The sequence below is a fragment of the Betaproteobacteria bacterium genome (genome assembly GCA_009377585.1).
Lineage (GTDB): Bacteria > Pseudomonadota > Gammaproteobacteria > Burkholderiales > WYBJ01 > WYBJ01.
In genome coordinates this window covers 15807-41952 of record WHTS01000021.1, presented here as the reverse complement: position 1 = coordinate 41952, position 26146 = coordinate 15807, and the positions used below count along the sequence as shown (strand labels likewise).

General features: G+C 67.0%; 1 protein-coding gene. It reads right to left on the bottom strand.

The features are described 5' to 3' along the window. Nucleotides 1–166: 166 nt before the first annotated feature. Entirely contained in the window at nt 167–26146 is a 25980-nt protein-coding gene (locus GEV05_09580) for an LEPR-XLL domain-containing protein (GenBank protein MPZ43636.1), read from the bottom strand.

The following is a 26146-nucleotide window of genomic DNA, read 5'->3' as shown; positions in this document are numbered from 1 at the left end:
CCGCATCGATGGTTCGAATCCAACTCGCCGCGCCGACCGGCTAGTGTCCTGAGTCAGAAGTTCGTCACCCCCGCGAACGCGGGGGTCCAGGCGGAGTCTCGTTCTGGATTCCCGCTTGCGCGGGAATGACGAATTACAACAAATTTACGATTCACCACACTAGCCGCTAGAGCCGTGCACCGCGGCCGATACTCGCGGCTGTCGCAAGCACCGCATCGGGCGCAGCCGCAATCCGTATCCGGGCATTCGGGTTCGCTTCCTGGTCGGACTGTCCCAGGCGAGTCGTCAGATCGTTCACCCAGGGCTTGCTCGCCCAGTCCGAAGCGCCATGGTTGGCAGCCGCCGGTTTCGAGCGCCAATCGATCACGGGTGCAGTCGCTGGGGCAGCGCGGGTCGCATCTGCAGTCGCATTCATCGCAGGCAGCGCTGCCCCCGGATAGGGCGAGCTCTCCCAGCCAAAAACGGCGCGCTGCGACACCTGCACTATCGCATCGGTGGGATCCATACCCGCCTTCGGCGCCGGATTGAGCGTCAGGCCATCCTCGTTGAGGCTCGCCCATTCCAGGTCGATCGCGTGCCGGCCGCTGGCCGCGGTTGCGTTCACGCGCAAATCCACGTCGAGCAGACTGCCGCTGCCGCCGGACAGCGGGCTCATGCGGCTCATGTCGACCGACAGCGTTCCGGGCGCTTCCTGCTTGATGAACCAGCCGAAATCCGCGGCCAGCTCGCCGCGTCGCACGTCGAGAACCTCGAACACGGCTGCGTCGTACTGGATACGCACCTGCGCCGATTCGAGCCCCGCTGCCGTATCGAGATTCACCGGCAGCGTGACCGTTTCACCCGGCATGGCACTGGGCACACTGCCCAGCGATACCACCGGATCGGGGCCGCTGCGGAAAACCACGGGCGGTGATGCCGGCAGGTCCGGAATCTCGGGCACGGGGATGCGCACGATGTGCCGCTGTATGAGCAGCGCATCGATCGACTCGAGTCGCCCCGTTGCGTTCACATCGCCGACGATCAGCGGATCGGCCAGCGGATAAGCGCCGAAACCGGTATCCAGGCGCACGATGACGCGCTGGATGCGTTGCGCATCGAGCGAGGAGTAACGCGCCTCCCCGGTCGTATCGCCGATGTAAGCCACCACGTGGATACCGTCGTCGTCCTGCACCGCAGCGGCATCGCCGTCCACCACGACGTTCGCGATGTCGAGCAGCTGCTTCGAGCCGTAGGCCGCAGTGGCGGGTACCGTGGCGAGCAGCCGGCCGAGCTCCAGATCGTCGCCGCTGACGGGCGCATCGAAAGTGATGTCGATCACCGCGATTCCCGCCGTGGTGAGATCGATGGTCGCCGCACCGCCCGTGGGATCGCTGATGCCGGTGACTTGCAGCAACGCCGGATCGAAGTGGATCTCGAAGCTCGCCGTCGTGAACATCCCGACGCCGGTCATGTGCAGCGGAACGCCCGTAGCGCTCGCCACGCCGGCATCCTGCTCGGGACCGCGTGCGAAGTCGGCGATGCCGATATAGGCGCCCGTAGCCGCAACATCGAACGTGGTGACGAAATCGTCGCCTTCGATGCCATCGGCGTTGCCGTCGAGCAGGTCGCCGTCGAGCGCCAGGAACGCCGCAGCGCCGCTTGTCAGCGTGAGCGTGAATTCGCCGTCGTCGAGCGGCGTACCGGTCTTGACGAACACGAACCCGGTGTCGTCGCCGTCCAGCACGATGGAGCCGCGCACCGCGCCCGTCGGACCGTCGAGCACGACATCGGGCAAGCCCAGGCCCGCGCCACCGCCGTCGTACAGATTCAACGCGCTCGGATCGAGCGCGCGGTTGAAGCGCACCGCGAACCCGGAGCTCGTCGGCGTGAGCGAGATGACCTGCAACGGGGCCGGCTCTATGGTGAAGGTCGCATCCGAGCGGTCCGCGATGGCCGAGTCGGTGGATGAGCGCACGCGGATGATGTAATCGTCGCCGACCGGGAACAGCGCCGGATCGACCGTCCATTCGTACAGGCCGTCGTTGGCTTCGTTCGCCACCAGCGTCGTGAAGGCTCCCGCCGGACCGGTGGACGAGTACTCGATGTCGACCGTGGTGCCGAGCGCATGATGCCAGCGGATATCGAAGGTCGAGGTCTGCTTGATGATCTCGCCGCCATTGGGCGCGATGACGATGATGAACTCGTCCGGGCTCTTCGAGGCCTGCTCGGTGTTGCCGTAGGCGCCGATATTGATGTAGCCGCCGTTGGGCAACGGCTCGCGCAGGAACGGATCGTCCGGATGGCCGCGATCGATCGCGGGCGATTGTTGCGCATCGATCGTTTCCACCGCGACCAGCGCGACGGGCGCGCCCGGTCCGAAGATGCTCGGGCCCTCCACCGGCGCCAGTGCGCCGCCGTGGAAGCTGCCGAACTGGCTGCGCACGTGGAAGTCGTCGTCGCGTCCGTCGCTCGTACCGTCCACGAAGCCGAGGATGTTGTCGGCGCCGTTGGCATCGACGAAGATCGGATTGACGAACAGGCTGTCCGTGTCCGTGCCGGTCGCGGCGCGCCAATCGGCGAGGCTCTCGCGTGCAGCGCCATCCCAAACGCCTATGTCGCCCGTCCCGAACGGGGAGCGGAAGAAGATGTTGTAGTCGGAGGCGAATCCGCTCTGCGAGTCGGGTGCGACCGCGACGCCCGAGCCGCTCTCGGCCCAGAGGATGTTGTTGCGCAGCACCGTGTCTTGCGCGCCGCCACCGATGCGCACGTCGTCAGCCGTGAGCTCGAACAGCGTGTTGTTGAGGATCTCCGTTCCCGTTTTATCCTGCACGCGCAACCCCACGTCTTCGCTGTCGTAGATGAGGTTGTTGCGCACTAGTACGCCGCTGCCTAAGACGTGCACGCCGACCGGATTGGTGTACACGACGTTTTCGAGCACGTCCGTGCCCTCGCCGCGGATGCCGATCGCGCGGTTGCCGTAAACGCGGTTGCCGAGCACCGTGCCGCCCACCGCATCGATGCCGATGCCGTTCCCGCGCACCACGTTGGATTGGGCCGTCGCGCCACCTTCGAGCGCGATGCCGGTGGCCAATGCATCGGTCTGGTCCACCACCGTGTTGCCGGCGACGGTGACGTTGCCGAGCGCTTCGAGGCCCGACAGCTCGTTTTCCCAGATGCGGTTGGCGGTGAGCGGCGCCAGGGTGGTGGAGCCGACCAGCGCCGGCGCGACTGCCCCCTCGTTGTCGACCCGCATGCCGCGAGTGTTGCCGAAGGCGGCGTTGCGCTGGATGGTCGCTGCGCCCGGATCGACGATCTCGAAGCCGTAACCGGTGTTGCCGAACGCTGCGTTGGAGACGATGCTGTCGACCGGACCCTGGACGAAAATACCGCCGGCCGCGTTCTGCTGCGCTACCGAGCTCTCGAGGCTCCCGATCGCGCCGTCGATATAAATCCCGTAGGCGCCGTTGTCGCGGCCGAGAAGCTCGAGGAAGTCGCCTGTCGGCGAGTCGGTCTCGAGGCGGATGCCGTCGAGCGCGTGCCCGAACGCGGTGATCGCGCGCGCCGACAGGTCGTCGGAGCCGCTGTGGGCATACAGCCCGCGGCTGGCATCACGCAGCGTCAGATGTTCGATCGTCATGCCGCTCGCATCGTCGAGCTCGATGAGCGCACGGCTGCGGTCGCCGGGGATGGCCGGGAAGAGCTCCGCCACGCGCGCCGCATTGGTCGGACCGGTGATGGCGAAACCCTGGTCGAGCCCGAGCCCGAGATCGCTGCTCCCGGAGATCGCAACCGGGTCGATCATCGAATAGCTCCCGGTATCGACCATGACGCGGTCGCCGGTCTCCAGGTCGTAGACCCGGATGAGGTTCGTCGGATAGGGCTTCGGCGCGGTCGCGATCTTGCCGGTATGGCGATTGTCGCCGATGCCCGCGGGCGTGAATTCGTCGTCGCTGTTCGAGCGGTCGTCGACGAAGTAGTCGGTGCCGTCCTCCGGAACGGTGAACGGCTCCTGGCTGCGGTCGAGCACGAGCGCATTGTCCACCCACGAGACCTGGATGCGCAGCCCATAGGTGCCGAACGCAATGCCGCTCGACTCGGGCGTCCAGAGGAATGCGCCGTCGTCCGCGGTCGATGCCGCGATGGTGGTAAGGAACGCAGGCCCGTCGGGCGTATCCTGGTACAGATCGATCCGGACTGCCGAGCCGGCGGTGTTCTCGAAGCTTTCCCACCGGATCGGCAGCGCACGTTCGCGCACCGCATCGACATAGAGGTCCGGTGTGCGCAGCGCGATGTGCTCGACGCCGGGCAGCGGCGCAGCACCCGGTGAGGTGAAGCGCTGCGTGCCGAACATCGGCATCAAGCCGTATTCGTCGTTGTGCCGGCTCTCGAAGTGCGGGCGTGCCCAGTCAGGGTTGACGACCGTGGCGCCGAACGAATTGAGATCGAAGCGCGCGATGTCGGCCTGCCAGTCGAGCACGTCGGTGAAGTCGCGCGTCCAGAACCCGACCTTGCCGCTGCCGCTGGCGTAGAGGTTGTTGAAGTCGCTGAAGAAGCCCGCCTGCGAATCGTTCGCGACGAAAATGTCGTAGCCGTTTTCGGTCCACAGCGTATTGCGCAACACCTCGACATCGGATGCGCCGCCTTCGAGCCGTACCAGGTCGCCCGCAGGCGTGTACATCGTATTGCCTTCGATGTGCACGTCACTTTCGCCCACGATCGAGACACCCACCTGGGCATTGCGATAGATGTGGTTGTTCTCGATCCGGCTTCCCGACTCGGCGACGATGCCGAAGCGATTCGCACCGATGCGGTTGAACTGGATCGTGCCCTCGAAAGACGACACGCCGACTTGTCCGCCCTCGATCACGTTGGCCGCGGCAAGGTCGCTGCCGCCGAGAATGCCGCCGCCTGTGACACCGATCGTGTTTCCGATCAGGTGCTGGTTCTGCATCTGCGCAGCGACCAGCGCCACGCCGGTGTCGTTGCCCGTGATCTCGTTCGGAAGGCTGCCGGCGAGGAAGCCGAGCGCGTCGGTGGTGCCGCCGACCGTGCTGCGAACGCCGAGCGTGTTGTCGTGGATGCGATTGGCGTTGAGCGGCGCGGCCGCGCCATAGTGCACGCCGAGCGTAGCGTTGCGGATGTCGTTGTCGCGGATGTCGCCGCCGAAGGCCGCGTCGATCCGCAGGCCCGTATCGGCTGCGAACACCTCGTTGTGCGCGATGAGCCCGCTCGCCGCCGCGGCGAGCGTGATGCCCGTATCGCCGTAGAAGCGGTTGTGCAGGATCTGCAGCCCGGAGCCGCCATCGACGATGAGTCCACCGCTGCCAATGGCGTTGTCGACGAGCGCGATTGCGCTCGTGCCGTCGGTGATCGTCACGCCGGCAAAGAGGTTCAGCCGCTGCAGCACGCCGCCGGTTTCCACCGTCACCGGACCCGTGAGGGTCGAGCCGCCGCCCTGCGCCCCGAGGATGGTGACGCCCGCATCGCCGGCCTCGAGCGTGAAGCCGGCGTGCAGTCCCGGCGCCAGCACGACGAAGTCGCCGGCGCCGAAATCGTTCGCGTCGAGCACGGCCTGCACCGTGGTGGTCGCGTTGACGACGAAGACCTGGTCCGGCAGCTCGGTGACCGTGCGCAGGTACGCTTGCGGCAATCCCGAGGTGTCGTCGGTCCAGCCGACGGTCGGGCGACCGTCTGTATCCACCGCGAGATCGAGCGCCGAGAGCTTGCCGCCGGTCGCGCTGATGCCGCCGCCGCTCGCATCGCCCGGCAGCGTCTCGACGAACTGCGTGCCGTTCCAGCGCTTGGCGAAGATGCTCGCATTCGGGTCGGCGTAGTCGGCGTTGTCGTGCTCGACCCAGACGAGGAAGAGCTCCCCGCCGCCGGACTCGAGCTTGGGATCGAGCGAGCGGCGCAGCGTATCGCTCACGCCCTGCTTCACTGCACCGTCCGGACCGGCGCTCACCCACGCGCCGCCCGTGAAGGTCTTGACGAAGATCTGCTCGAAGTCGGCGACGCGCTCGCGATAGGCGATGAAGAGCTGGCCGTCGAGCCAGGCCGCATCGGGCTCGCGGCTTTCGGTGGGCGTGGTGGAAAGACCGCCGCCGCTTTCGGAGCCGGCGAGGCCCACCCAGCTCGCGCCCTCGCGCACGCGCGCGAACACTTCCACATCGTCGCCGAGCCCACCGCTCCACGTGACGGCGATGTTGCCGCCTTCGGCCGCAACGTCGTACTCCTGCACGGGCGGGCGCGCCTGCGTGATGCCCAGGCCCGAGGCCGATCCCGGCGTGATTTCGACCCAGCTCGCGCCGTCGAAAGTGCGTGCGTAAACCTGAGCGGTTTGCGAAGACGTATCGACCCAGGTCACCACGATGCGCCCGTCTGCCTGAATGATCTGCGGCCGGTCCGCGCGCGCGGTATTGCTGATGCCGCCGGGCAGGAGCGAGTTGCCGAGCGTCACCCAGGTATCGGTGCCGGCATCGTACTGCGCGCCCATGATGTCGGTGCCGTTGGCGTTGGCTTCGGTCCAGACCACCGTGGGCCGGCCGTCGAAGACCATGAGCGCCGGTTGCCGCGAATCGGTCTGCGAATCGCTCACCCCGCCGCCCGCGGCCGAGCCGCCGATCATCTCCCACCCACCGGACGTTTCGCGTGCAACGTAGATCTCGTAGTTGCCGTTGCGGCTGTCGGCCCATGCGGCGTAGCGAATGCCGGCTGCATCGACAGCGACCGTCGTATCGAGCGCCGCGCCTACACCTCCGGCGAGCCCGAAGCCGGTCGCCGAGCCCGCGATCTCCGCCCACCAGCCGGCATAGGTCGGGCCACTTGGCAAGGTATCGACTGCTAACGGATCGTCCGGGCTCACCGCGACCGTCGGATTCGGCGTCGCAGGCGGAGCAACGATGACGTTCGGATTGTCGCCGGCGCCGGCGTCGATCAGGTTGCTCGCGCCGAGCAGGTCGATGATCTCGTCGTCCTCGCCTTCGCCGAACAGCACATCGTTGCCGCCGTTGCCGGTGATCCGGTCGCGGCCCGAGCCGGGCTCGTTCAGATTGGTACCGAAGTCGCCGTAGACGTAGTCGACTGCGTTGTCGTCGCCCGCGGCTGCGTCGTCGCCGGAGAGCGAATCGTGGTCCGCGCCGCCGAGGAGCACGTCGCGGCCTGGCCCGCCCTGGATGATGTCGTCGCCCGCGCCGCCGTCGACGATGTCGTCGTCCGCGCCGCCCGTGAGCACGTCGTTGGCCCCGTAACCGAAGATGTAGTCGCGTCCGGGCCCGCCGTCGATACCGTCGCGCCCTTCGTCGGAGCCCTCGAGGAAGTCGTCGCCGCCGCCGCCGAAGATGATGTTGACGCCGCCGCCGCCCGCATGGATGCGATCGTCGTCGTCTTCGCCGAACAGGATGTCGTTGTCGCGGCCGCCGTCGATGTCGTCGAACCCGGCCTGACCGTGGATCAGGTCGTTGCCGAAGCCGCCGCGCAGATCGTCATCGCCCAGGCCGCCGTCGATGAAGTCGCCGTTCGCGCCGCCGTCGATGAAGTCATCCCCGTCCATGCCGTAGATGGCATCCGCGCCGCCCAGGCCGAAGACGCGATCGTTATCCGGTCCGGCATCGATGAAGTCGCCGAAGTAGGTCGTGTCGTTCAGGTTGGGATCATTCTCACCGGCGTCCGAGCCGAAGATCAGATCGTCGCCGCCCGACGTGAAGATGAACGTGTTCAAGATGCGGTTCTCGATGCGGACTTCGTCCGGATCGCGCTGGGTGTTGATGGTGGTGCGGTCGGCGAGCATGGCGCCGCGCAGCACGATGCGCGATCCGATACCCGGGTCGGCATCGCCGAAGTCGCCGATGATGTCGATGTCGCTCGGCGTGAACATCGCCGATTCGAGCCGGGTGTCGATGTCGTCGCCGATGCGCAGGCTGATGTCGGCTTCGAAGGTGAAGATTAAGCCGCCCTCCATGAGGATCAGGTCCTCGTCGGTCGCCACCGTGTCGGGCACGGTCAGGCGGATGAAGCCGCCGGGCGCGAGTACTTGCTGCACGTTGAGCGAGCTGTCGGTCTCGGTGAGGAAGACGCTGCTCGAGGCCGTGGCGGTGAGCCGTCCGGGCCGCGCCGTCGAGGAATCGATGTCGAAGTCGTTGTCGCTGTCGCCGATGCGGCCGGCGTTTGCGACGAAGATGAGATTGACCCCGATCGAATCGGCCGCGGCATCGTTGAACGCGTCGAGGATGCTGCCGTCCGTCGTGGTCAGCGAGACATCGCCCGATTCCGAGCGGATGCGGTCGACGTTCATGTCGAGCGCCATCTCGATCAGCACGATGTCGGAGAGGGCGTCGCCCTTCACCACGCCATCCACCGGGCGCGACGAATCGATCTCGAGCGGATTCTCGAACGTGCCCACGCGCCCCAACGGCGCATCGAACGTGAGGTTCACGCCGAGCACATCGGCTTCTTCCGCGTCGTCCGGGGCATCGATGATGTCGGCGAGGCGCGCCGTCAGGAAAACGTCGCGCGCGGTCGATTCGATGCGGCCCACGCGCATGTTGCCGAGCTCCTCGGTCAGCGTGATGTGGCCGTTGGTCCGCACATCGATGTTCTCAACGCCGAGGAAGCCGTTGCCGATGAGGTCGGTCCAGCCGAGCAGATTGATGAACGGCCCGCTGGGCACCGGCAGGCCGGCGATGTCGATGTTCGCGCCGCTGATGATGCGCCGCTCGGGATCGAGCGGTTCGCCGACGACGTAGTTCACGTCGACCATGGAGAATCCGGCGCCCCATACCCCGCGCGGGAAAATCGTCGGCGTGTTGCCCGGCGACTGGCGGAAGTGGTCGGTGACGATGGTCGTGCGCGGTGGCGCCCCGGGCGGCCCCGGGGGATTGGCCGGGGTGTTCACGACGCCCGATTCGAACACCTCGATCTCGTACGGACCGGGGATGACGGTCGGCTGGTTGAAGCCGTTGAGCAGCTCCAGATTCACGTCGGCCGAACGCGCAATGCCCGACCGGATGCGCTCGACGTCGACGTTAAATCCGGTCACGCCTTCGTTGCCGACGAGCGGCCGGCGCAACAGCCCGCGCAGCTCCATGTAGTTGCGGAATCCGGCATCCGACGTCCGATAGCGATCGGCACCCGTCGGGCCGTCGTTGCTCTCCACGATCTCCAGCCGCAGGCGCTGCGCGTCGGTGAGGCCGACGCTGCCGAGCGCGGCATCGATGCGGAAGCTGTCGGTTCGGATCAGCCCGCCGGGAATCGGGAACTCGCCGCCCGTGGAGAGGCTGGACAAGATGTTGCCGGAAGCGTTGAAGACGTTGGTCATGCCGATCGGGTTATTCACCACACCGGCGAACGTGATGTCGGGCCGAGCGCCGTCGTTGACCACGAACGTGCTGGCGATCTCGATCAGCGTCGGCTTGAAGTCGTGGTTCACGTCGAACTCGAAGCTGTCGACGTGATCGACCTCGATGATCACCTCGTCCTCGGGGGTCGTGAGGAAGGTGTTCACGACCTCGATGTCGAGAATCACCATGTGGAGCTCGGACTGGTTCAGGATGTCGACCCCGACGTAGGTCTCCCGGAACGTGAACAGCGGCCCGTCGGGCAGCACGGTGACGATGTTCGAGTTGCCTGTGTCGTTGGAACGGAACAACGCCTGGCCGCGATCGTTGTCGTTGATGATGTTGTCGACGGTGAAGCTGCCGTTGTTGTCAGGATCGACGAACGCGCCGATCGTGCTGCCCACGCCGACCACACTTGCGTTGATGGCTTTGACGATGCGTCCATCCGGACCCACGATCAGCGTCGGATTCGGCCCGGGCAGCAGCAGCACGTTCGAATCCCAGTTGATATCGCGCGACGAGTGATCATCGACAGTGTCGATTTCCACGAACAAGGCAAGGCGCTCGAACCCGGCCGGCTGCGTGAGCGGCGTCTCATCGATCGCTGGAACCCCGGGGCCAGGGAAGAGCCGCGGGCCCGCGGTGACCAGCGCGTCGGGATCGGCATCGATCAGCGTCGTCGGGTTGTAGGTCGCATCCCTGTGCTCATCGCCATCGCCGAAGAGGCCGTCGAAATCCGCATCGACATCGCTCTGGCTCATGGTCGAATCGTTCAACCTCGCACGAACGTCGACCCCTTCGAAACCGGTGAGCTGAGCGCCCCCGCGAATCGCTGTGGTGACATGCGGATTCACGCTCCCGTTGGCGGTCGCGTCGGCGTCGCCGGCAAAGCCGCCTGCATCCGACTCGGAATGGTAGATGAAGGCCAGATGCGACCACTCCGAGCGCAGCGAGGCGCTGCGGGCGGTCACACGCGCGTTCGACCCTGTCACCGCCTGGGTCTCGTCGTTGAGCGTACCGTGCGAAGCGGCGTCGACGTCGGCGACGAAGCCACCGGCGTCGGCGTTCGACCGGATCGAAACGTCGAGCGACGATTCGGAGGTTACGCTCAGATGCCCGGCCGCTTCGATGACCACACCGTCGGCCACGATGCTGCCGGCACCGTCGTCGACGCCGATGTAGGCGCGATTGTTGTGATTGACGTCGTTGTTGGCGTCGGATTCGCCGATCGCGACGAAGCCGCCGCCGCCATTGCTCGCATATGCCTGCGAATTGATCACCGAGCTCGAGCGCACGTCCACGTCACCGCCGGCTTGCAGCAGCGCCGGCGCGATATAGGCCTGGACGTTTTGCGTGATGACGAGGTCGCTGTCGGGATTGCCGACCGCGACGAAGCCGCCACCGCCGCCCTTCGCGGATGCAGAGCTCTGGCCATCACCTGCCGGCGGCGAGATCGTGCGCAAGGACACGCCCCCCTCTCCGAGCAGCAGGTGATTGCCGCCGGGCGCCGTGGTGAGGTCGAGCCGCAAGCTGTGGGTGCCTGTCTGCGCGGTCAAGTCCAGGCCGGGGCGGAAGAACGCGTGCGAACCGATGCGCCCGGCGCCGTCGAGGTTGGTGATCGCTGTCCCCCCCGGCGTCGTGGCGAGCTGGAACGTATCGCCCGAGACGTTGCGGGCGTAGTAGGTGACGCCGTCGATCAGGCCGCCGATGGCTTCGCGCACCAGCAGATGGCGCTCCTGGTCATGCGGCGGGTTCTTGTCGGGCGCGAGTCCGATGGGCGTGACCCCGACATCGTCGTCATCGTCGTCTGGATCGGTCGCGTCCAGCGTGGCCGCGAGCTGGATGTGATCGCCGTCGAGGCGTATGACGAAGTACGCGGTATCTGCCACGAGGCCGCCGATCGCCGCACCGCCGGGCTGGACCCGGTAGATCACCCGGTCGCCATTGGCGAAGCCGTGCCCCGGCGCGAAGATCTGATTGTTGTCCGTGGTCGTACCGGTGGCGCTGTCGAAGTCGGCCGCCTCGCTCGTGAACTGGACGGCCTGCGCGGCGCGATAGGTGATCGCCTGGTCTTCGGCGTAGCCGCTGCCGACCACCGTGATCGTATCGGCGGTCGCGTCCACGCTGCCGGGCGAGAAGAAATCGTCGGCGAACCCGCCGATGCCGCGCGCCTCGTCCTCGCTCGTATACAACTTGATGGTGAAATCGTCGAGCGTGCGCACGAAGTACGTGTCGGCTGCGTTCAGCCCGGTGCTGATCGACGTGCCGTCGTTGGTGTATTTCACCGCGTCGCCGGTCTCGAAACCGTGCGCCACGCCGAAGCGGATGCGGTCGCGCGCTGCATCCACCCCGATGCCCGCATTCAGCGGATCGCCGCTGTCCGCGCCCGTCGCGCTGAACACCGCCCCGAGCTGAATCGTGTCGTCGCCGGTGACGATGACGCTGTACGCGCGGCTGGTCGTGAGCGTACCGCCGTCCGCCGTGGCGATCGCAGAATTGCCGTTGGGATTGTAGGTAACGCGATCGCCATCGTTCAAGCCGTGCTGGACGAACGTTATGGTGTCGTTGTCGATCGTCGCCTGATCGGGCGTGAAGGTATCACCGAGACTGCCCGTCGATTGCGCCTGTGCGAGCGCCTCGACCGTCACCGAGCCGCCGACATCGAGCGTGGCACCGGTATCGATGTAGGCGTTGACCGTGGGCGTAACGTCGGTATCGGCGTTCGCCGCGCCGACGTCGACAAAGCCGCCGCCGTACGAGCTCGCGGTCGAGTCGCCCTCGGCGCGCAGCGACTCGGCATGCAGCGTCACGCTGCCGCCGACATTCTGCATCGACACGTTGTTGTCGATCACGGCTTCGATGAACGGCGTGACGGTCGTCGTCGCCTGTGCCCCGCGCACGCTGACAACGCCGCCGGTGCCGGCAGTCGTTTCTGCTTTGGCCGTATTCGCGGCGACCGCATTCAACTCGAAGTTGCCCGCCTGCAACACCTGTGCATTGGCATTCGCATAAGCCGTCGTAGCGCCCGTGAGCGTCGCGTTCGAGTCCAGGATGCCGATGCCGACGATGCCGCCGCCGCCACCGGTCGATTTCGAGTTGGCCCGGTTGATCGACGTCGCACTGCCGGACACATTGCCGGTCGCGGTGATGCGTGACGACGAGCCGAAGTACACCTGGGTGCTTCCGGTGGTGTTGGCGTTGGCATCCGCGCCGGCGGAGCCGACCACGCCAATGGCGACGACGGCCGTATTGGCATCGGCGTCGCGGTTGGCTTCGGCACTCAGCATCAGATCCGCACTGGAAACGATGCCGTCGACGAATGCCTTGACCAGATTTTCCGCGTTTGCGGTCGGATCGACGCTGCGCACGTCCACCAGCCCGAAGCCGCCGGTGTCGGCCTCGGCATCGGCATCGGCCTCGAGGTTGGCCTGCAGCGAGACATCGCCGGCCGCCACATTGGCGCCACCCGCGATGAACGCTTCGACCGTGTTGGCGGTCGTGGCGGTCGGATTCAGATCGACCGCGTTGACGAGCCCGACATCGACGCTCGTCATCGAGGCACTTGCCACGTTGTTCAGGGAGCTGGCCGTCAGCGACACGGCGCCGGCATTGAGCCGAGCGTTGCCGCCGATAAAGGCGCGCGTCGGTCCTTCGATACGGGCATTGGCATCGAGCGAGACGACGTTCGCAAGGCTGACGCCGATGTTGAAATTGTCGGCATGCGCTTCGCCGGTCGACTCGGCCAGGAACGCAAGCGGCCCGCCCGTCACCGTGATGTCGCCGTTGTCGGCCAGATAGGCGGCAGTTTCGTGCGTCACCCGGATCGGATCGGGCGTGCCGCCGACGCCGACGTTCACCAGTCCGATGTTGAGGGCGAATACGTCGCTGGAGGCTTCATTGTTCGGCGAGCGCGCCGTCACGTTCACCGCGGATGCGTCGATGGTGAAGATCCCGCCCAGGTGCGCGAGCGTCTGGCCACCGACCATGACATCCGGCCGGATGGAATCGAAATTCACCAGACCGACCGAGACCGAGAAGGCGTCGATGCTGGCGGTGTTGCCCGAATCGATCTGCCCCGCGCTCACGGTCAGGCTGCCCGAGAGATCGATACTGCCGGCCGCGCCGTTGCCCGCTACGCCGGCACGCGGTCCGACATAGGCATCGACCACATGCGTCGTCTGCACGGTGGGGCGAATGACGCTGATGTCGACGAGGCTTACCGCGACGATGACCGAATCGAGCGTCGCGTCATTGGATGCGGCCGCTTCGAGACTCAGGCTGCCGGCGCTGAGATTGCCGCCTTCCTCGACGAACGCGCGCGTGGCGCCGGCGGTGTCCACAACCGGCTTGAGCGTGCCGATCCCGACGAGCGAGACGCCCAGGTCCACGCGGTCGAGCGTCGCGTCGTTGCGTGAGACCGCATCGAGCTCGATGCCGCCGCCGTTGAGCGTGAAATCGGCGTCGCGACTCACGAACGCCTCGGTCTCATGGGTGGTGCGCACCTCCGCCGTGACCTCGGCTACCTCCACCAGGTTGATCGAGATCGGTACCGCTCCAGAGCCGGCGGTGTTGGTGGCATTGGCCTCACCGCTAACGCCGGTCGCGTTGATGGTGTAGTTGCCACCGACATGCGTGCGGGTCGTGCCGCCCGCAGTCATGGTGGGCTTCGCCAAATCGATATTCACCACGCCCACGCCGATGCTGACATCGCCCACCGTGGCCTCGTTCACCGAGGTCGCGTTGAGGTCGACGCTACCGCCGAGCGTGATCGTGCCGCTCAATCCGGCGTTGGGCGCAACACCCGCGGCCGGACCGACATACGCTGCCACCTGGTGTGCGGTCCGGGCGGTCGGGGTCGCTTGCTGCAGGTTGACCACCGAGGCGCCGAACTGGAAGCGGTCGATCTCCGCGTTGTTGTTGGCGCTAGCGTTCCCCGTAACGCTTCCGGCTGTCAACGTCGAGCCTTCGGCGACGTAGGCGCTGGTCGCGCCCTCGACCGCCGCAGTCGAGCTGATGAAGTTGAGATCCACGACCCCCAGGTCGATCGGCGCGACATGCGAGACGGAGGCGTCGTTCTCCGAATCGGCATTGAGCGTCAACGCTGCGCCGGGAAGATTGAGCGTCGCGCTCGGACCGACGAAGGCCTCGGTGACGTGAGTGGTGCGCGCGGACCGCTCCGTCAGATCGACGTCGACCAGGTTGAGGTCGAAGGCAACGGCGTTGGCGCTCGCCACGTTGGTCGAATCCGCCGTGGCATCGACGTTGCCGGCAAAGACGTCGAATCCGCCGCCCACGTGCGCTCGCGTCGCGCCGCCGGCATTGGCTTCGGGCTTCACCTTGTCCACCGTAACGAGGCTCGCGTCGAGCGTGATCTGGCCGACGGTCGCGTCATTGGTCGAGGTCGCACGCAGATTCAGGCCGCCCGTGTCGATGCGCAGAATCGTGCTCGGATCGGCGCTCGGCTCCTCGCCCTTCCGCGGACCGAGAAAGGCCGCGGTGAGGTGATCGGTCTTCGCGACGACGTCGGAGAGCAGGATGTTCACCCCGGAGGCTCCGGCATAGTCCGCGCCTGCCGTCGCGTCGTTGTCCGAGGTCGCGGTGGTCGTGAGCGAGTCCACGTCGATGGCCGCGCCTTCGTCGATGTGCACCTGCGTCGATCCGCCCGCGGTCGCATGGCTCGCGGTGTCGGCGACATTGACCAGTGTCGCGCCGGCGGAGAGATTGTTGGCATTGGCCGTGTTGGTCGAATTGGCAGTGATGCTCAATGCCCCTGTCGCCGTCACGTCGGCGCCGTCGCCGAGGAAGGCTTCGGTGTCACCCGCAATGCTTGCGGTCGCCACGGTATCGAACGGCGGCAGCACGGGGATGGGCAGATCGGCGGGCAACGCATCGACGATGCCAGAGAGCGCCACCCCGTTCAGGCTCAGGATGTTGACGTTGATGATGTCGGTGATGGCCTCGGCCGTCTTGGTCGAATTCGCCGCTACGGTGGTATTGCGCGCGCTCACCCGCCCCGACACCTTTGCGCGCGTGTTGGATGCGATGATGCCGGCGGTCGCCTGCGCGCCGATCGTGAATGCGCCGATCGCCGCATCGACGATATGTGGATCGACGTCGTCGTCCGACGCCGCGCTGACCGATACGTCGCCACCGTCCGTGATCGTGATATCGGCCGCTTCGCCGATGATCGCTTCGGTATCACCCGAGGTCTGCTCGAGCTCGAAGCCCACTTCGCCGGTGAAAAGCGAGATGCCGATGAAGCTCACATCCGCGTCGCCGGAACGGTTGGCCGTCGCCGAGACGTTGAGTCCCGAGGTGGTGATGACGCCGGTCGCTTCGGCGCGCGCGCTCTGGCCCGCGACCGTTTCGGCGATCATTACGCCCGCGCCGGCGAACGCCGAGAGCTCGAAGCCGCTCGACGAAGCATCCGGGCTGACGTTGGCGACACTTACGATCGAGACCGTATCCGCGTCGACCACCGCCGCGTTGAGGATCGCTGCACGCGCCTGACCGCCGACTTCGGCGACCGACACGCCGCCGCTTGCCGCGGCGAATGCACTCGCGCTGAAACCGACCGCGCCTGCGCTGACTGCAGGCGTATAGGTGGCGCTCAACGACACCGCACCAACTGCGGTCACCGTCGTGGGCAGCTCGCCTTCGACGCCCGGATCGCCGTCGATCACGGCTTCGACGGTGTTCACGACCTTGCTCGAAGCGAAGGAGAGGCCAGCACCGACCAGCGCGCCCACGGCGGCGCCGCCCGCATCCGCATCGACCGACGAGTCTTCCAATGCAGTCAGCGAGACCGCGCCCGCCGAGTCGACCTCCGCCCCGGTATCGATGAACGCACGCGTGGAATTTGTCAGCTCGTTGATCGAGGCCGTCCCGACGCCGCCGATCAGTCCGGCGATGCTGAAGCCAAGGCCGGCTGCGTCGACCACGAAGCTCGAGGTCGCGTCGATATCGACGTCGCCTTCCGTCGTGGTGACGAGCGTCGTCAGGCCGCCGATTCCGGCGCTCACCTCGGTCGCCATGGTATTGCGCGAGAGCGATCCGCCCGCGCCCGCGCCGAGACCCACCGCGAGCCCGCCGGCATCGGCATCGATCGTGCTGTCGTCGCTCGCATCGAGCGTGACCGAGAGAACCTCTATCGTCCCGCCGTTGCGGATCGACGCATCCGTATGGGTGTTGATCTCGTTCAGGGTCACCGTCGCAAAGCCGCCAAGGATGCCGCCGGCGCTGAATGCGAGCGCGAGCGCGTCGACGTCGTTGGACGAGGTCGCATCCAATTCGAGCTGCCCGGCCTGCGCCAGCACGTCGGCCGTATCGCTGAATGCCTCGACACTGTTATTTAGCGTGTTCAGCGCGAACGAACCGCCGATGCCCACGCCCAGGCTCGCGGCGAGCGCACCCGAGTTGGCTTCCGCCGAGCTCAGGTCGCTCGCGCGGATCGAGACGTCCGTGGCGGAATCGATCGCCGCTTCGTCGCGGATCGAAGCGCTGGTCGTGTTGGCAAGCTCGTTGTAGGTCAGCGTGCCCACGCCGGCGATGAGCCCCGCGGCCGAAGCGCCGAGCGCCAGGGCATCGACGTCGTAATCCGTCATGGCGTTCACGTCGACACTACCGACATCCGTCGTAACGGTCGCAGCGCCGATGAATGCCTCGACGGTGTTGCTCATGATATTGGCGCCGACCGCGCCACCCACCGCGACCAGCCCGCTCGCTGCCAGGGCGCCCGTGTCGGTGTCGAGCACAGAGGTGTCCCGCGCGCGGACGCTCACGGCGTTGGCGTCGATATTGCCGCCGCCGATGCCGGCGATGGTCGAGTTGCTGATGACGTTCGCCTCGACCGAGCCGGCGATGGCAATCAAGCCGCCAGCGGCAATACCCAGGGCCTCGGGCGCATACGGCACGTCGGTGTCGGCGAACACGTTCAGATTGCCGTCGGCGATGCTGACCGAGCCGTCGACCTGCGCCCGGGCTTCGCTGTTGGTGTAGTTGAACGCCGCCCCGATCGATGCGGCGAAGACGAGGCTCAGCGAGCCGCCGACCGCGAGATTGTCGAATTCGTGGATCGTCTTGGCGCGCACGTCGACGCCGTTCGGCGCGGTCACCACGGCGCCCTCGCCGATCGATGCCTCGGTGAGATCACCTTCCAGCGTCACCGTGCCTGCCACCGAAGCGCCCGCCGCGGCGACCGCACCGAACGCGGCCTCGCCTGCGAACGTTTCAGAGTGCACGCGGCCGGCGTCGACGATGCTCAGGCCGTCGCGCCGCAGGTTGGCGAGCAGATCGATCCGGTCGTCGACCGTCACGACCGCGTCGTCGCCGATCCGCACCGCGGTGTGGTTGCGTGCGGCGTTGACCGCGATCGAGCCGGCCAGGTTGCCGCCGAGATTGGCCGCCGCACTGGCGGCGCTGGCATCGTAGTCGAATGGGACGTCGCCTTCGCCGGAAGCAATCAGCGAGATCGTGTCGGCGGTCACTGTCGCCTCGTTGCCGATCGTCGCGAAGTGCTCGCCCTCCGAATAATTGCCGGCTACCGCCACGCCGACGGCTGCGACACCGCCGATCGCGAGCGCGTCGGCATCGGCATCGGAGTTGAAGTCCATCGACGACAAGACCACGACATTGTCGGCGACGATGGTCGCACCCGCGCCGATGGTCGCATCGGCCACCGGCCGCCCGGCGCCGACCGCGATGGCCGCAGCCGCACCCATGCGAATGTCGGGCACGTTGTCTTCTGCGGGCGCATCGAGGAGGACGCGCTCGAAGCGATGCGAGCTGCCGGTCGCAACCGAGCCGTCGAGATCAGCGATGTCGAAGGGGCTCGGCGTATTGAGCAGCACGACGCTGCCGTCGTCCAGGCGCAGGACGTAGTACACCGCATCGTCGATCAGACCGCCGATGCTGGCGCCGCCGCCGTTGCGGTAGATCACCGCTTCGCCCGAGCGCACGTCGTAAGCGGACAGATCGATCGTGTTCGCGGCGCTGTCGACGTTTGCCGCCGGATCGAACGTATAGGCCGGGGTCAGCGTGTGCTGCGCGTCGGCGTTCGCGGCCGGGCCGATGTCGATCGCATTGGTGTTCGCCTGCGCATCGGTGAGGCTCACGAAGAGCTGGATGCCGACTTTCACACCTTCCGCTTCGACGAAGCGGATGAAGTAGGTCGTGCCGTCGGTGAGGCCACCGATTACCGTGTCGTCGCCTTCGGTGGCGTACACGAATGCATCGCCGTTGGCGAACTGCTCGGGCACGAGGTTCAGCCGATTTTCCGCGTCGTTGACGGCGGCCACCGGGTCTATGGCGAGCGCGCGATCGTGATAGGCATCGACCACCTTGATGATGCGATGCAGACCGCTCATGCCGGTCGCATCGAAATCGACCACGTCCTCGTCGTCGTTCGCCAGCGCTTCACGGCGAGTTTCGAACAGCCGCACGGTCATGGCAGTCGGATCGGTGTCGTCGACGTTGACGAAGTAGCGCCGCCCGTCGGCCAGCCCGCCGATGCTGTCGTTGCCCTCGTTGAAGTACTTGATCGCATCGCCGTCGACCAGCCCGGCGAAGTTGCTGACCAGGATGGAGTCGTCGGCATCGTTCACGGCGCCCGGAGCGAAGGTCCGCTCCGCCGCCAGCGTGTGGCGGTCTTCCGCATCCGTGATCGGCTCGAGGTCCAGCGCGTTGGTGCCGGCCAGCGCATCCGCGCGCGTCGCGTGCACGCGCACCAGCCCGGGATCGAGCGCATCCACGCTCAGGAAGTATCGGTTGCCGTCGACCAGACCGCCGATCGCCGTGTCGTCCTGATTGTTGCGATAGACGATCGCGTCGCCGCTGTCGAACGCATGCGGCTCGGCGATGCGGATCGTGTTGGCCGTGCCGTCGACGTCGGATTCGGCATTGAAATTCGCTTCCAGCGGCGGATGCGGATCGACGAAGGGGAACAGGATGTCGTCGACCCCGGCGATGGTCGCCAGCCGCTTCAGCTGCCGCTGCGTTTCCTCGTCGGTGGTGAGTCCGCCGATCAACGTCCCGACCTGGCTCGCCAGCGCGTCGGCGTTGGCGATCGAGTCGGTGTTGGCCAGCACGTTGACGTCGCCGGTCACGATCATGTTCGCACCGGCATCGGCGCGCGCGCCACCGAGCGGTCCGCCAGCGGCGATGGCCGCCGCGAGGCCGACATCGGCCCCGCCCGCTTCGGCATCGGCCAGGGTGGTGGTGGTCGCGGTGTGATTCGCGGTCACGTTGAGATTGCCGCCGATCGTGCTCGGCGCCGCTCCCGGACGAACGCGTGCGATGGTGTCGTTCTGGGTCGCCGTCAGAGCGACCGCCGCCGGGAAGCTGCCGTCACTGTCCGCGCCGGCGACGGCGAGCGTGCTGGTGGTGTACGTGCCGTTCGCCGTGATGTTGACGTCCTCGGCGCCGGTGATCAGCACGTCGCCGATCTCCGCGAGGGCCGTATGCTGAACCGCGTTCACCGCCATCGAGGGCCCGATGCCTAAAGTCGCATCGGCCGGCGTGGACGTTGCTTGTGCGATGTAGGAGCCGACGTAGGTCGACGCCACGTTGATGTCCGTGGCCTGCGTCAACGTGATGTTCGCGCCGTCGAGAATGCGCGCGATGTGCTGGCCGCCGTCATTCGCGTCGCCTTCGAGGATGTCGCGCGGATCGCCCGACAGATTCAGCGCGAAGGCGCCGGCGACGCCGACATCGTCGGCGCCGGCGCCCGAACGCGCCACGGCCTGGAAGCGATTCAGGTCTCCGTCCACCATGAACGTCGTAAGCGAGATCGACGGCGCGGTCACGGTGCCGCCGATCGCGCCCTCGATGCGCTGCGCGTCGACATTGATGGCCACCGCCACGCCGACGCCGGTCGCCGCATCGACGCTCGTCGCGTCGGCAACCGCATCGGCATCCATGTTGCCGCGCGCGCTTACGAGCGGTTCTGTGGACGTATTCAGCACGCCGCCGTCGCTGAGGCTCGCGCTCACATAGCCGAAGTCCAGATTCATGGCGACGGCCGCCGAGGCGCCGATCGGCCCATCGGCCGTTTCGGCCTCAGCCCGCTGCAGGATGCGGATCACGTCTTCGGGAATCTCGCCCTGCCCAGCCAAGCCGAGCAGGCCTTCGATTTGCGCCTCGATCTCCTCGGTGACGATCTCTCCGGCGGGATCGGCCTCAGTACCGCTCTGCCCGGAAAGCGCGTCGGCATCGATCACGCTCTGGTTGTCCGCGACGATGCTCACCGTGCCGGTCGGCACGTCGATCCGCATGCCGCTTGCCGCTTCCGCGCCGCCGAGGACGTAGCCCAGCGCAAAGGCCGCGCCGATGCTGGCCGTGCCGCCGACGCCGCTGTCGGTGTCGGCCACGTGAATGGCGACGGCATCGTGCTCGGCGTCGACTTGCAGATTGCCGCTGATGACGGACGTGCCGGCGGTGTTGGTCGTGCGGGCGATGGTGGTGAGATCGGTGTAATTCATCGCCGCCGCCGCGGGCACGTTCACGGCATTGGTCGCACCCGCGGTCGCGCTCGCTTCGGCGCTATGGTCGCCCACCGCGAGGACACGGATGTCGCTGCGATTGTCGCCGTCGACACCGGTGCCGGTGATCACGGCATCCTGGATCTCGGCGAGCGACTGTTGGGTGATGGCGTTCGCCGACACGGAAGGACCGACGCCCACGGTGGCGGTGGCGGTCGGCGTCGCGCTCGTCGTCGCGATGTAGCTTCCCTCGTAGTCCGAACGCACAATGAGATCCCCACCGCCAAGGAGCGTGAGGTTCGCCCCCGCCTGGATGACGGCGCCTTGCACGCCACCCGTGGGCACCGGAATGGGCGGCAGCGCCGGCAGCGCGATCGTGGGCAGCGGCGGCAGCGCCGGCAACGGCGGCGGCAGTGTCGGCAAAGCCGGGAGCGCCGGCAGCGCAGGAATGGGAATGTTGATCGGCGCGATCGGCAGTAGCGGCGCGCTCAGATTGACCGCGAATGCGCCGGCGACGCCGAGCCCATCGTCGCCACCGCCGCCTGAAATGGCAGTCGCGGTGAAGCTCGCGATCCCATCACCGCCAAGCAGCGCTTGCACTTCGATCTCGGGCGCGGTGACCTGACCGCCGATGAACGCCTGGTTGGTCTGGCTCGTGATGTTCGCCGCAGCAGCAACGCCCAGGGCCGTCGTGGAATCGACCGCGGCTGCGTCGGCAAAGGCATCGGCATCGGCCGTCAGCGTTGAAGTGACGCTGACCGTCCCGTCTGCGCTGACGTCGGCACCGGTCGTGATGCCCGCGAGCGCCGAGTTGAAATCGAGGTTGATCGCAGCCGCAGCCGCCGCACCCACGGCGCCGGCCGCCGTGCCCAGGCGACTCGTATCGACGAGGTCGCGTACCGACGATGGCATACCCGGCTGCAGGACGTGCGGGTCGACCACGTTCGAAGTGGGCGCGAGGTCGATGCGGCCGGTGTCGTCGACCGCATTCGAGCGCGTGCCGTAAAGCCGCAAGGTGTTCGCGTCCACCACGCGCACGAAATAGGTCTCGCCATCCTCCAGCGCGCCGATGGTTTCGTCGTCCTCGCCGATGCCGTAGACCACCGCATCGCCGGTGGCCAGTCCATGGCCGGTGACCGTCAACGTGTCGGCCGTGCCGTCCACGTCCGCCATCGGATCGACTTCCAGCCCCGGCCGCAGCGCCGCGAACGCTTCGTCCAGCACGCGATCGAGCTTGATCGGCAGGAGGACGTCGTTGGTCGCCACGCCTTCGGCGCTCGCGATCGCGTCGGCATCCATGAATGTATCGGTGAGCGCGGTGACCGATACGCTGCCCGCCACGTCCATGGCCGCGCCCATGAATGCGCGTGCGCCGCCTTGCATCAAGCCAGCGGCAACCGCTGCCCCGACGCCGAGCTCTTCGGTATCGCTGTTCGCATTGGCCGTATGGGTCGCGCGCGCAAAGTGATCGGCGCTTACGATCAAACCACCCGTCAGGGTCGATGTCGTCGTACTGTTGGCGATGTTCGCCGTCGTGGTTGCGTTGCTGATCAGCACCGCCACCGCCGCGCCGACGCCGGCCGCGGCCGTGGCTCCCGCCTCGGGCTGTGCTTGCGTCAGATAGTCGCCGGCCGCAGTCACGGAGATGTCATCCGCGCTGGTCATCGCGACATCCTGGATTTCCGCCGTGGTCGCGAACAGATTGGCGTTCACTTCCACCGATGCGCCGACGCCCAATATCGTGCCGGCGTCGATATGCGGCGCGGCGTCGGTCAGATTCTCCAGGTTCGCCTCGGCGCGCACGGTGAGATCGCTATCGACACCGAACGTGAGGGTGGCGCCATCGGCAATGACCGCGTCTGCACGTCCCAGCGCGAACGTCACGGCGACTGCGCCCGATACCCCCACGGCCTGCACGCCATTGCCCGATACGGCCTCGGCGCGCAACGTGTGCGTTTCGTCTCCGGACGTATCCGAAATCACTTCGATGCCGTTGGCCGTCGCATTGCCGGCGATCGATGCGACCGTATCGGATTGCTGCGCGTTGACCGCGATGCCTGCGGCGACACCGACGAGATTGAGCACGGCGCTGGCGCTCGCGAGCGCGGTCGAATCGACATCGCTGGTGGCGCTGACAGTGAGCGAACCACCGGTCGACGCGACGGTGGCGCCCGCCAGCACCGCGGCCGTCGATGCCGCGGTCGATAGATTGACGGCGAGCGCGGCCGCCTTGCCCTGGGTGTGATTGGCGGCGAGCTCGATGATGCTTCGCGTGTTGACGTCGGGATCGGTGGTCGGCGGCACCGGCGAGCCGCCGAAGGCGAGGTTCGCCCGGTTGGCCAGGAACGCGATCTCGGCCGCCACCAGATCGGCGGCGTTCGTCTCGTCGGGGTCCGCACCGTGCACGCCGGCCACGCTCTCGGCTTCGTTCTCGATGTCGGCATCCGCGGCGATAACGATCGCGCCCGCTGCGCTCACGCTTCCATCCACGGTCGCGGACGCAACATCGTTGGCGAGATTGACGGCGATCGGCAGCGCGAGCGATTCGGAAGGCTCTTCCCCGGCAGCGGCGGCGGCGTTGCTGCTCGCGCGCACGATGCTCGTGCCCTTGTGATTGGCGCGCGCCGTGAGCGTACCGGCGAGCACCATGGTCGCGCCGGCATCGATCAGCACCTCGCTGCCATTGCCGGTGATCGATGCGGCGACGGTCTGCGCGCTCGCATCGATGCCCGCGAGCGACCCCGCCAAGGCGGTCACCAGCGCGGTCTGATCGCCGTCGGCGGTCAGGCTCAGATCGCGCACGCCGTTCAGCGCCGCGCCGCCGTCGATGGATGCGAGGGTCGTGTATGCCGAGATATTGGCGGCCACCGAACGGCCGACGCCGAGCTCGACGGCGACCGTCGCCGCGCCTTGCGGTTCGGCGCTGATGTCGGTGATGCTCGTGTTCTGCGCCGCGATCGTCAGGTCCGTGGCCGCGGTAAACGTCACGACCGCGCCGGATGCGATATAGGCATGGCTCAGATTGCCCTGGATCGGCCCCGCGCCGGGGATGTTCGTGTTGAGCGCGAAGGAGCCGGCGTTGATGCCGGCATCGGCCTGGTCGAGGCCCGCCGCGCCCGAGCGCGCGAGCGCAACGAGGTTACTGCCGCCGCTGGTACGGATGCCGGCGGAGGCTGCCGTGATCGTCGGCGTGCCGTCGATGAACGCTTCGTCGATGATCTGGGTGAAGTTGACGGCGACAGCGAAGCCGTTGTTGTCGAGGCTCACCGTCGGCGTTGCATTGGCGGTGGTCGTCAGGTCGAAGTCCGACTCGGCCAGCAGGCTGAGCGCACCGGCCGTCACCAGCGAACCCGATGTATCGGCGAACGCGCGCGTGGTGCTGGTGAGCGTCGTCGCGGCGATTGCCGCGGCGTCGGTTTGTGGGCCTGCGGCCGTCGCGATCCCGAGCGTCGCGAGCGTGGCCGGATTGGCCGCCGCCCCGGCGGGCGTCGAGTTCGCCGTGGTCGTGATCGTGCCGGTGGCTTCGGCGTGCACCGTCAAATTGTCCGAGGCGGTCACCGCCGCGGCATCCTCGATGGACGCTTGCGTCGTCGCGATGATCACCGGGATCGCGGTCGTCGTGCCGACCGTCGTCGTCGCCATGATGCCATCGGCCGTGGCATTGACGATCGTATTGGTGGCGGCATCGAGCGTCACGTCGCCGCCTGCGGAGACCGTCGCGTTGTCGAGAAGGCGGCTGCGCGCCGTAGTGTTGATTACCGGCGAAGCGATGGCGAGCTCGCCCGCGACCGGCACCGTGGCGGCATTGGCGAGCACGGTCGAGTTCACGTTGGACGCCGCGTTCGCCGTGAAGGCGCCCGAAGCGGTGATGCTGGCCGCACCGGTGACCGCGATCTCCGCCGACACGTTGGCGACCAGAGTCGCTGCGGGGATATTCGGCAGCGGATTGGTCACGTCCGACACCAGCGACGCGGTCGCCGTCAATGCGATGTCGTCGCCGGTCAGGCTCGCGCCGTCGATGTTGATCGCCGCCGCGACATTGGCGAGCGGCAGCGTATCGGGCGTAGCCAGGCTGCCCAGCGTCGCGAGCGCGTTGAACGTGATGTCACCCGCCGTCACCGTGACGCCCGGGTCGACGCTGATCGTCTCGGCGTTGATCGTGAGCGGATTGCCGCTCAAGCCCATGCTGCCCGTAATCGTTACTTCGTCCTTGCCGGCCTCGCCGTTCACGATGAGATCCGCGTTCAACGCGAGCGCCTGGATCTCGAGCCGGTCGGTGTCCGAAACGATCGGAATGCCAAGATCGCCGCCGAGGTTGATCGTGAGCGAGTTCGCGGGCTTGGCGAAGGTGACGCTCTCGAAGGTGGGAATCGCGTCCGTGCTCGCCAGCGTGAGCTGCGTGCCGAGGTCGGTGAGGCGCGCGTTGTCGGTGAGATTGCTCGTGCGGATGACGCGATCGGTTACGGACAGGTTGTCGAAGATCGGCTCGAGCCCCGCGTACGCGAGCACGTCGCCATCGCGCTCGATCGTGCCCGCGCTGGCGCTGATCGCGGTGTAGACGACCGAGGCGAACGAGCCACCGGCGAGCACCAGGCTGTCGAACCCGCCCGCGCCGCCATCGATGAGCCCGCTTACGTCGCCGCCGTCGAAGATCGTGAACGTGTCTTCGTTGTCCGCCGCCCCTTGCAGGTATTCAACATCGTCGAAGCTCACCAGCCCGGCCGCGCCCGCATCCTGCCCGGTGATGCTCCACGCCGTATCGCCCTGCGGCCCCGTGAGCTTGTCGTCCCCCTTGCCCCCGTCGAACGCGACCGTGATCTTGTGCAGCGTGTACTCGGCGCCGATGTCGACGACCAGCGTATCGCCGAGATCGCTACCGGTGACGGCGACATGAATGTCGCCGTCGAGCGCCTGCTCGCCGAGAACGGAACCCGAAGCGTTGTCGAGCCACTGCAGGACTTCCGATTCACCGACCTCGGCGATGCGCAGCATGGTGTCGAGTGCGCCGCCCGTTGCACCGATGTCGACGTAGACCGTTTGTCGAGCGGCTCCCGAGAGAAAGCTTTGAGCACCCGCCGAGAGGTCGATCGCCGGCACCTGCTCCGTCGCGCCCTCGGCGCTGACTGCCATGCCGGTTTCATTCGATGCGGGCGGCGAAGCGGCCGCGCCGATCGGCAGGTCCGCCGACAACAGCAGCCGCTGCTCGAGGTGCTCGAACTCGAATCGGCTTCTCGAGAAAGCGGTGCGGGAACTTCGCTCGATGGGATTGAATGCGCGCTCTACCGCTGATGCAATCGCAGAACACGCTGATGCGACATGACTGAAAACAGGACGCGAACGAACGACGCACGTCTTCAT

What these genes read in the sequence shown, in the direction of transcription:
- GEV05_09580 (MPZ43636.1), bottom strand. Translation starts at nt 26,146, where the DNA reads ATGAAGACGTGCGTCGTTCGTTCGCGTCCTGTTTTCAGTCATGTCGCA.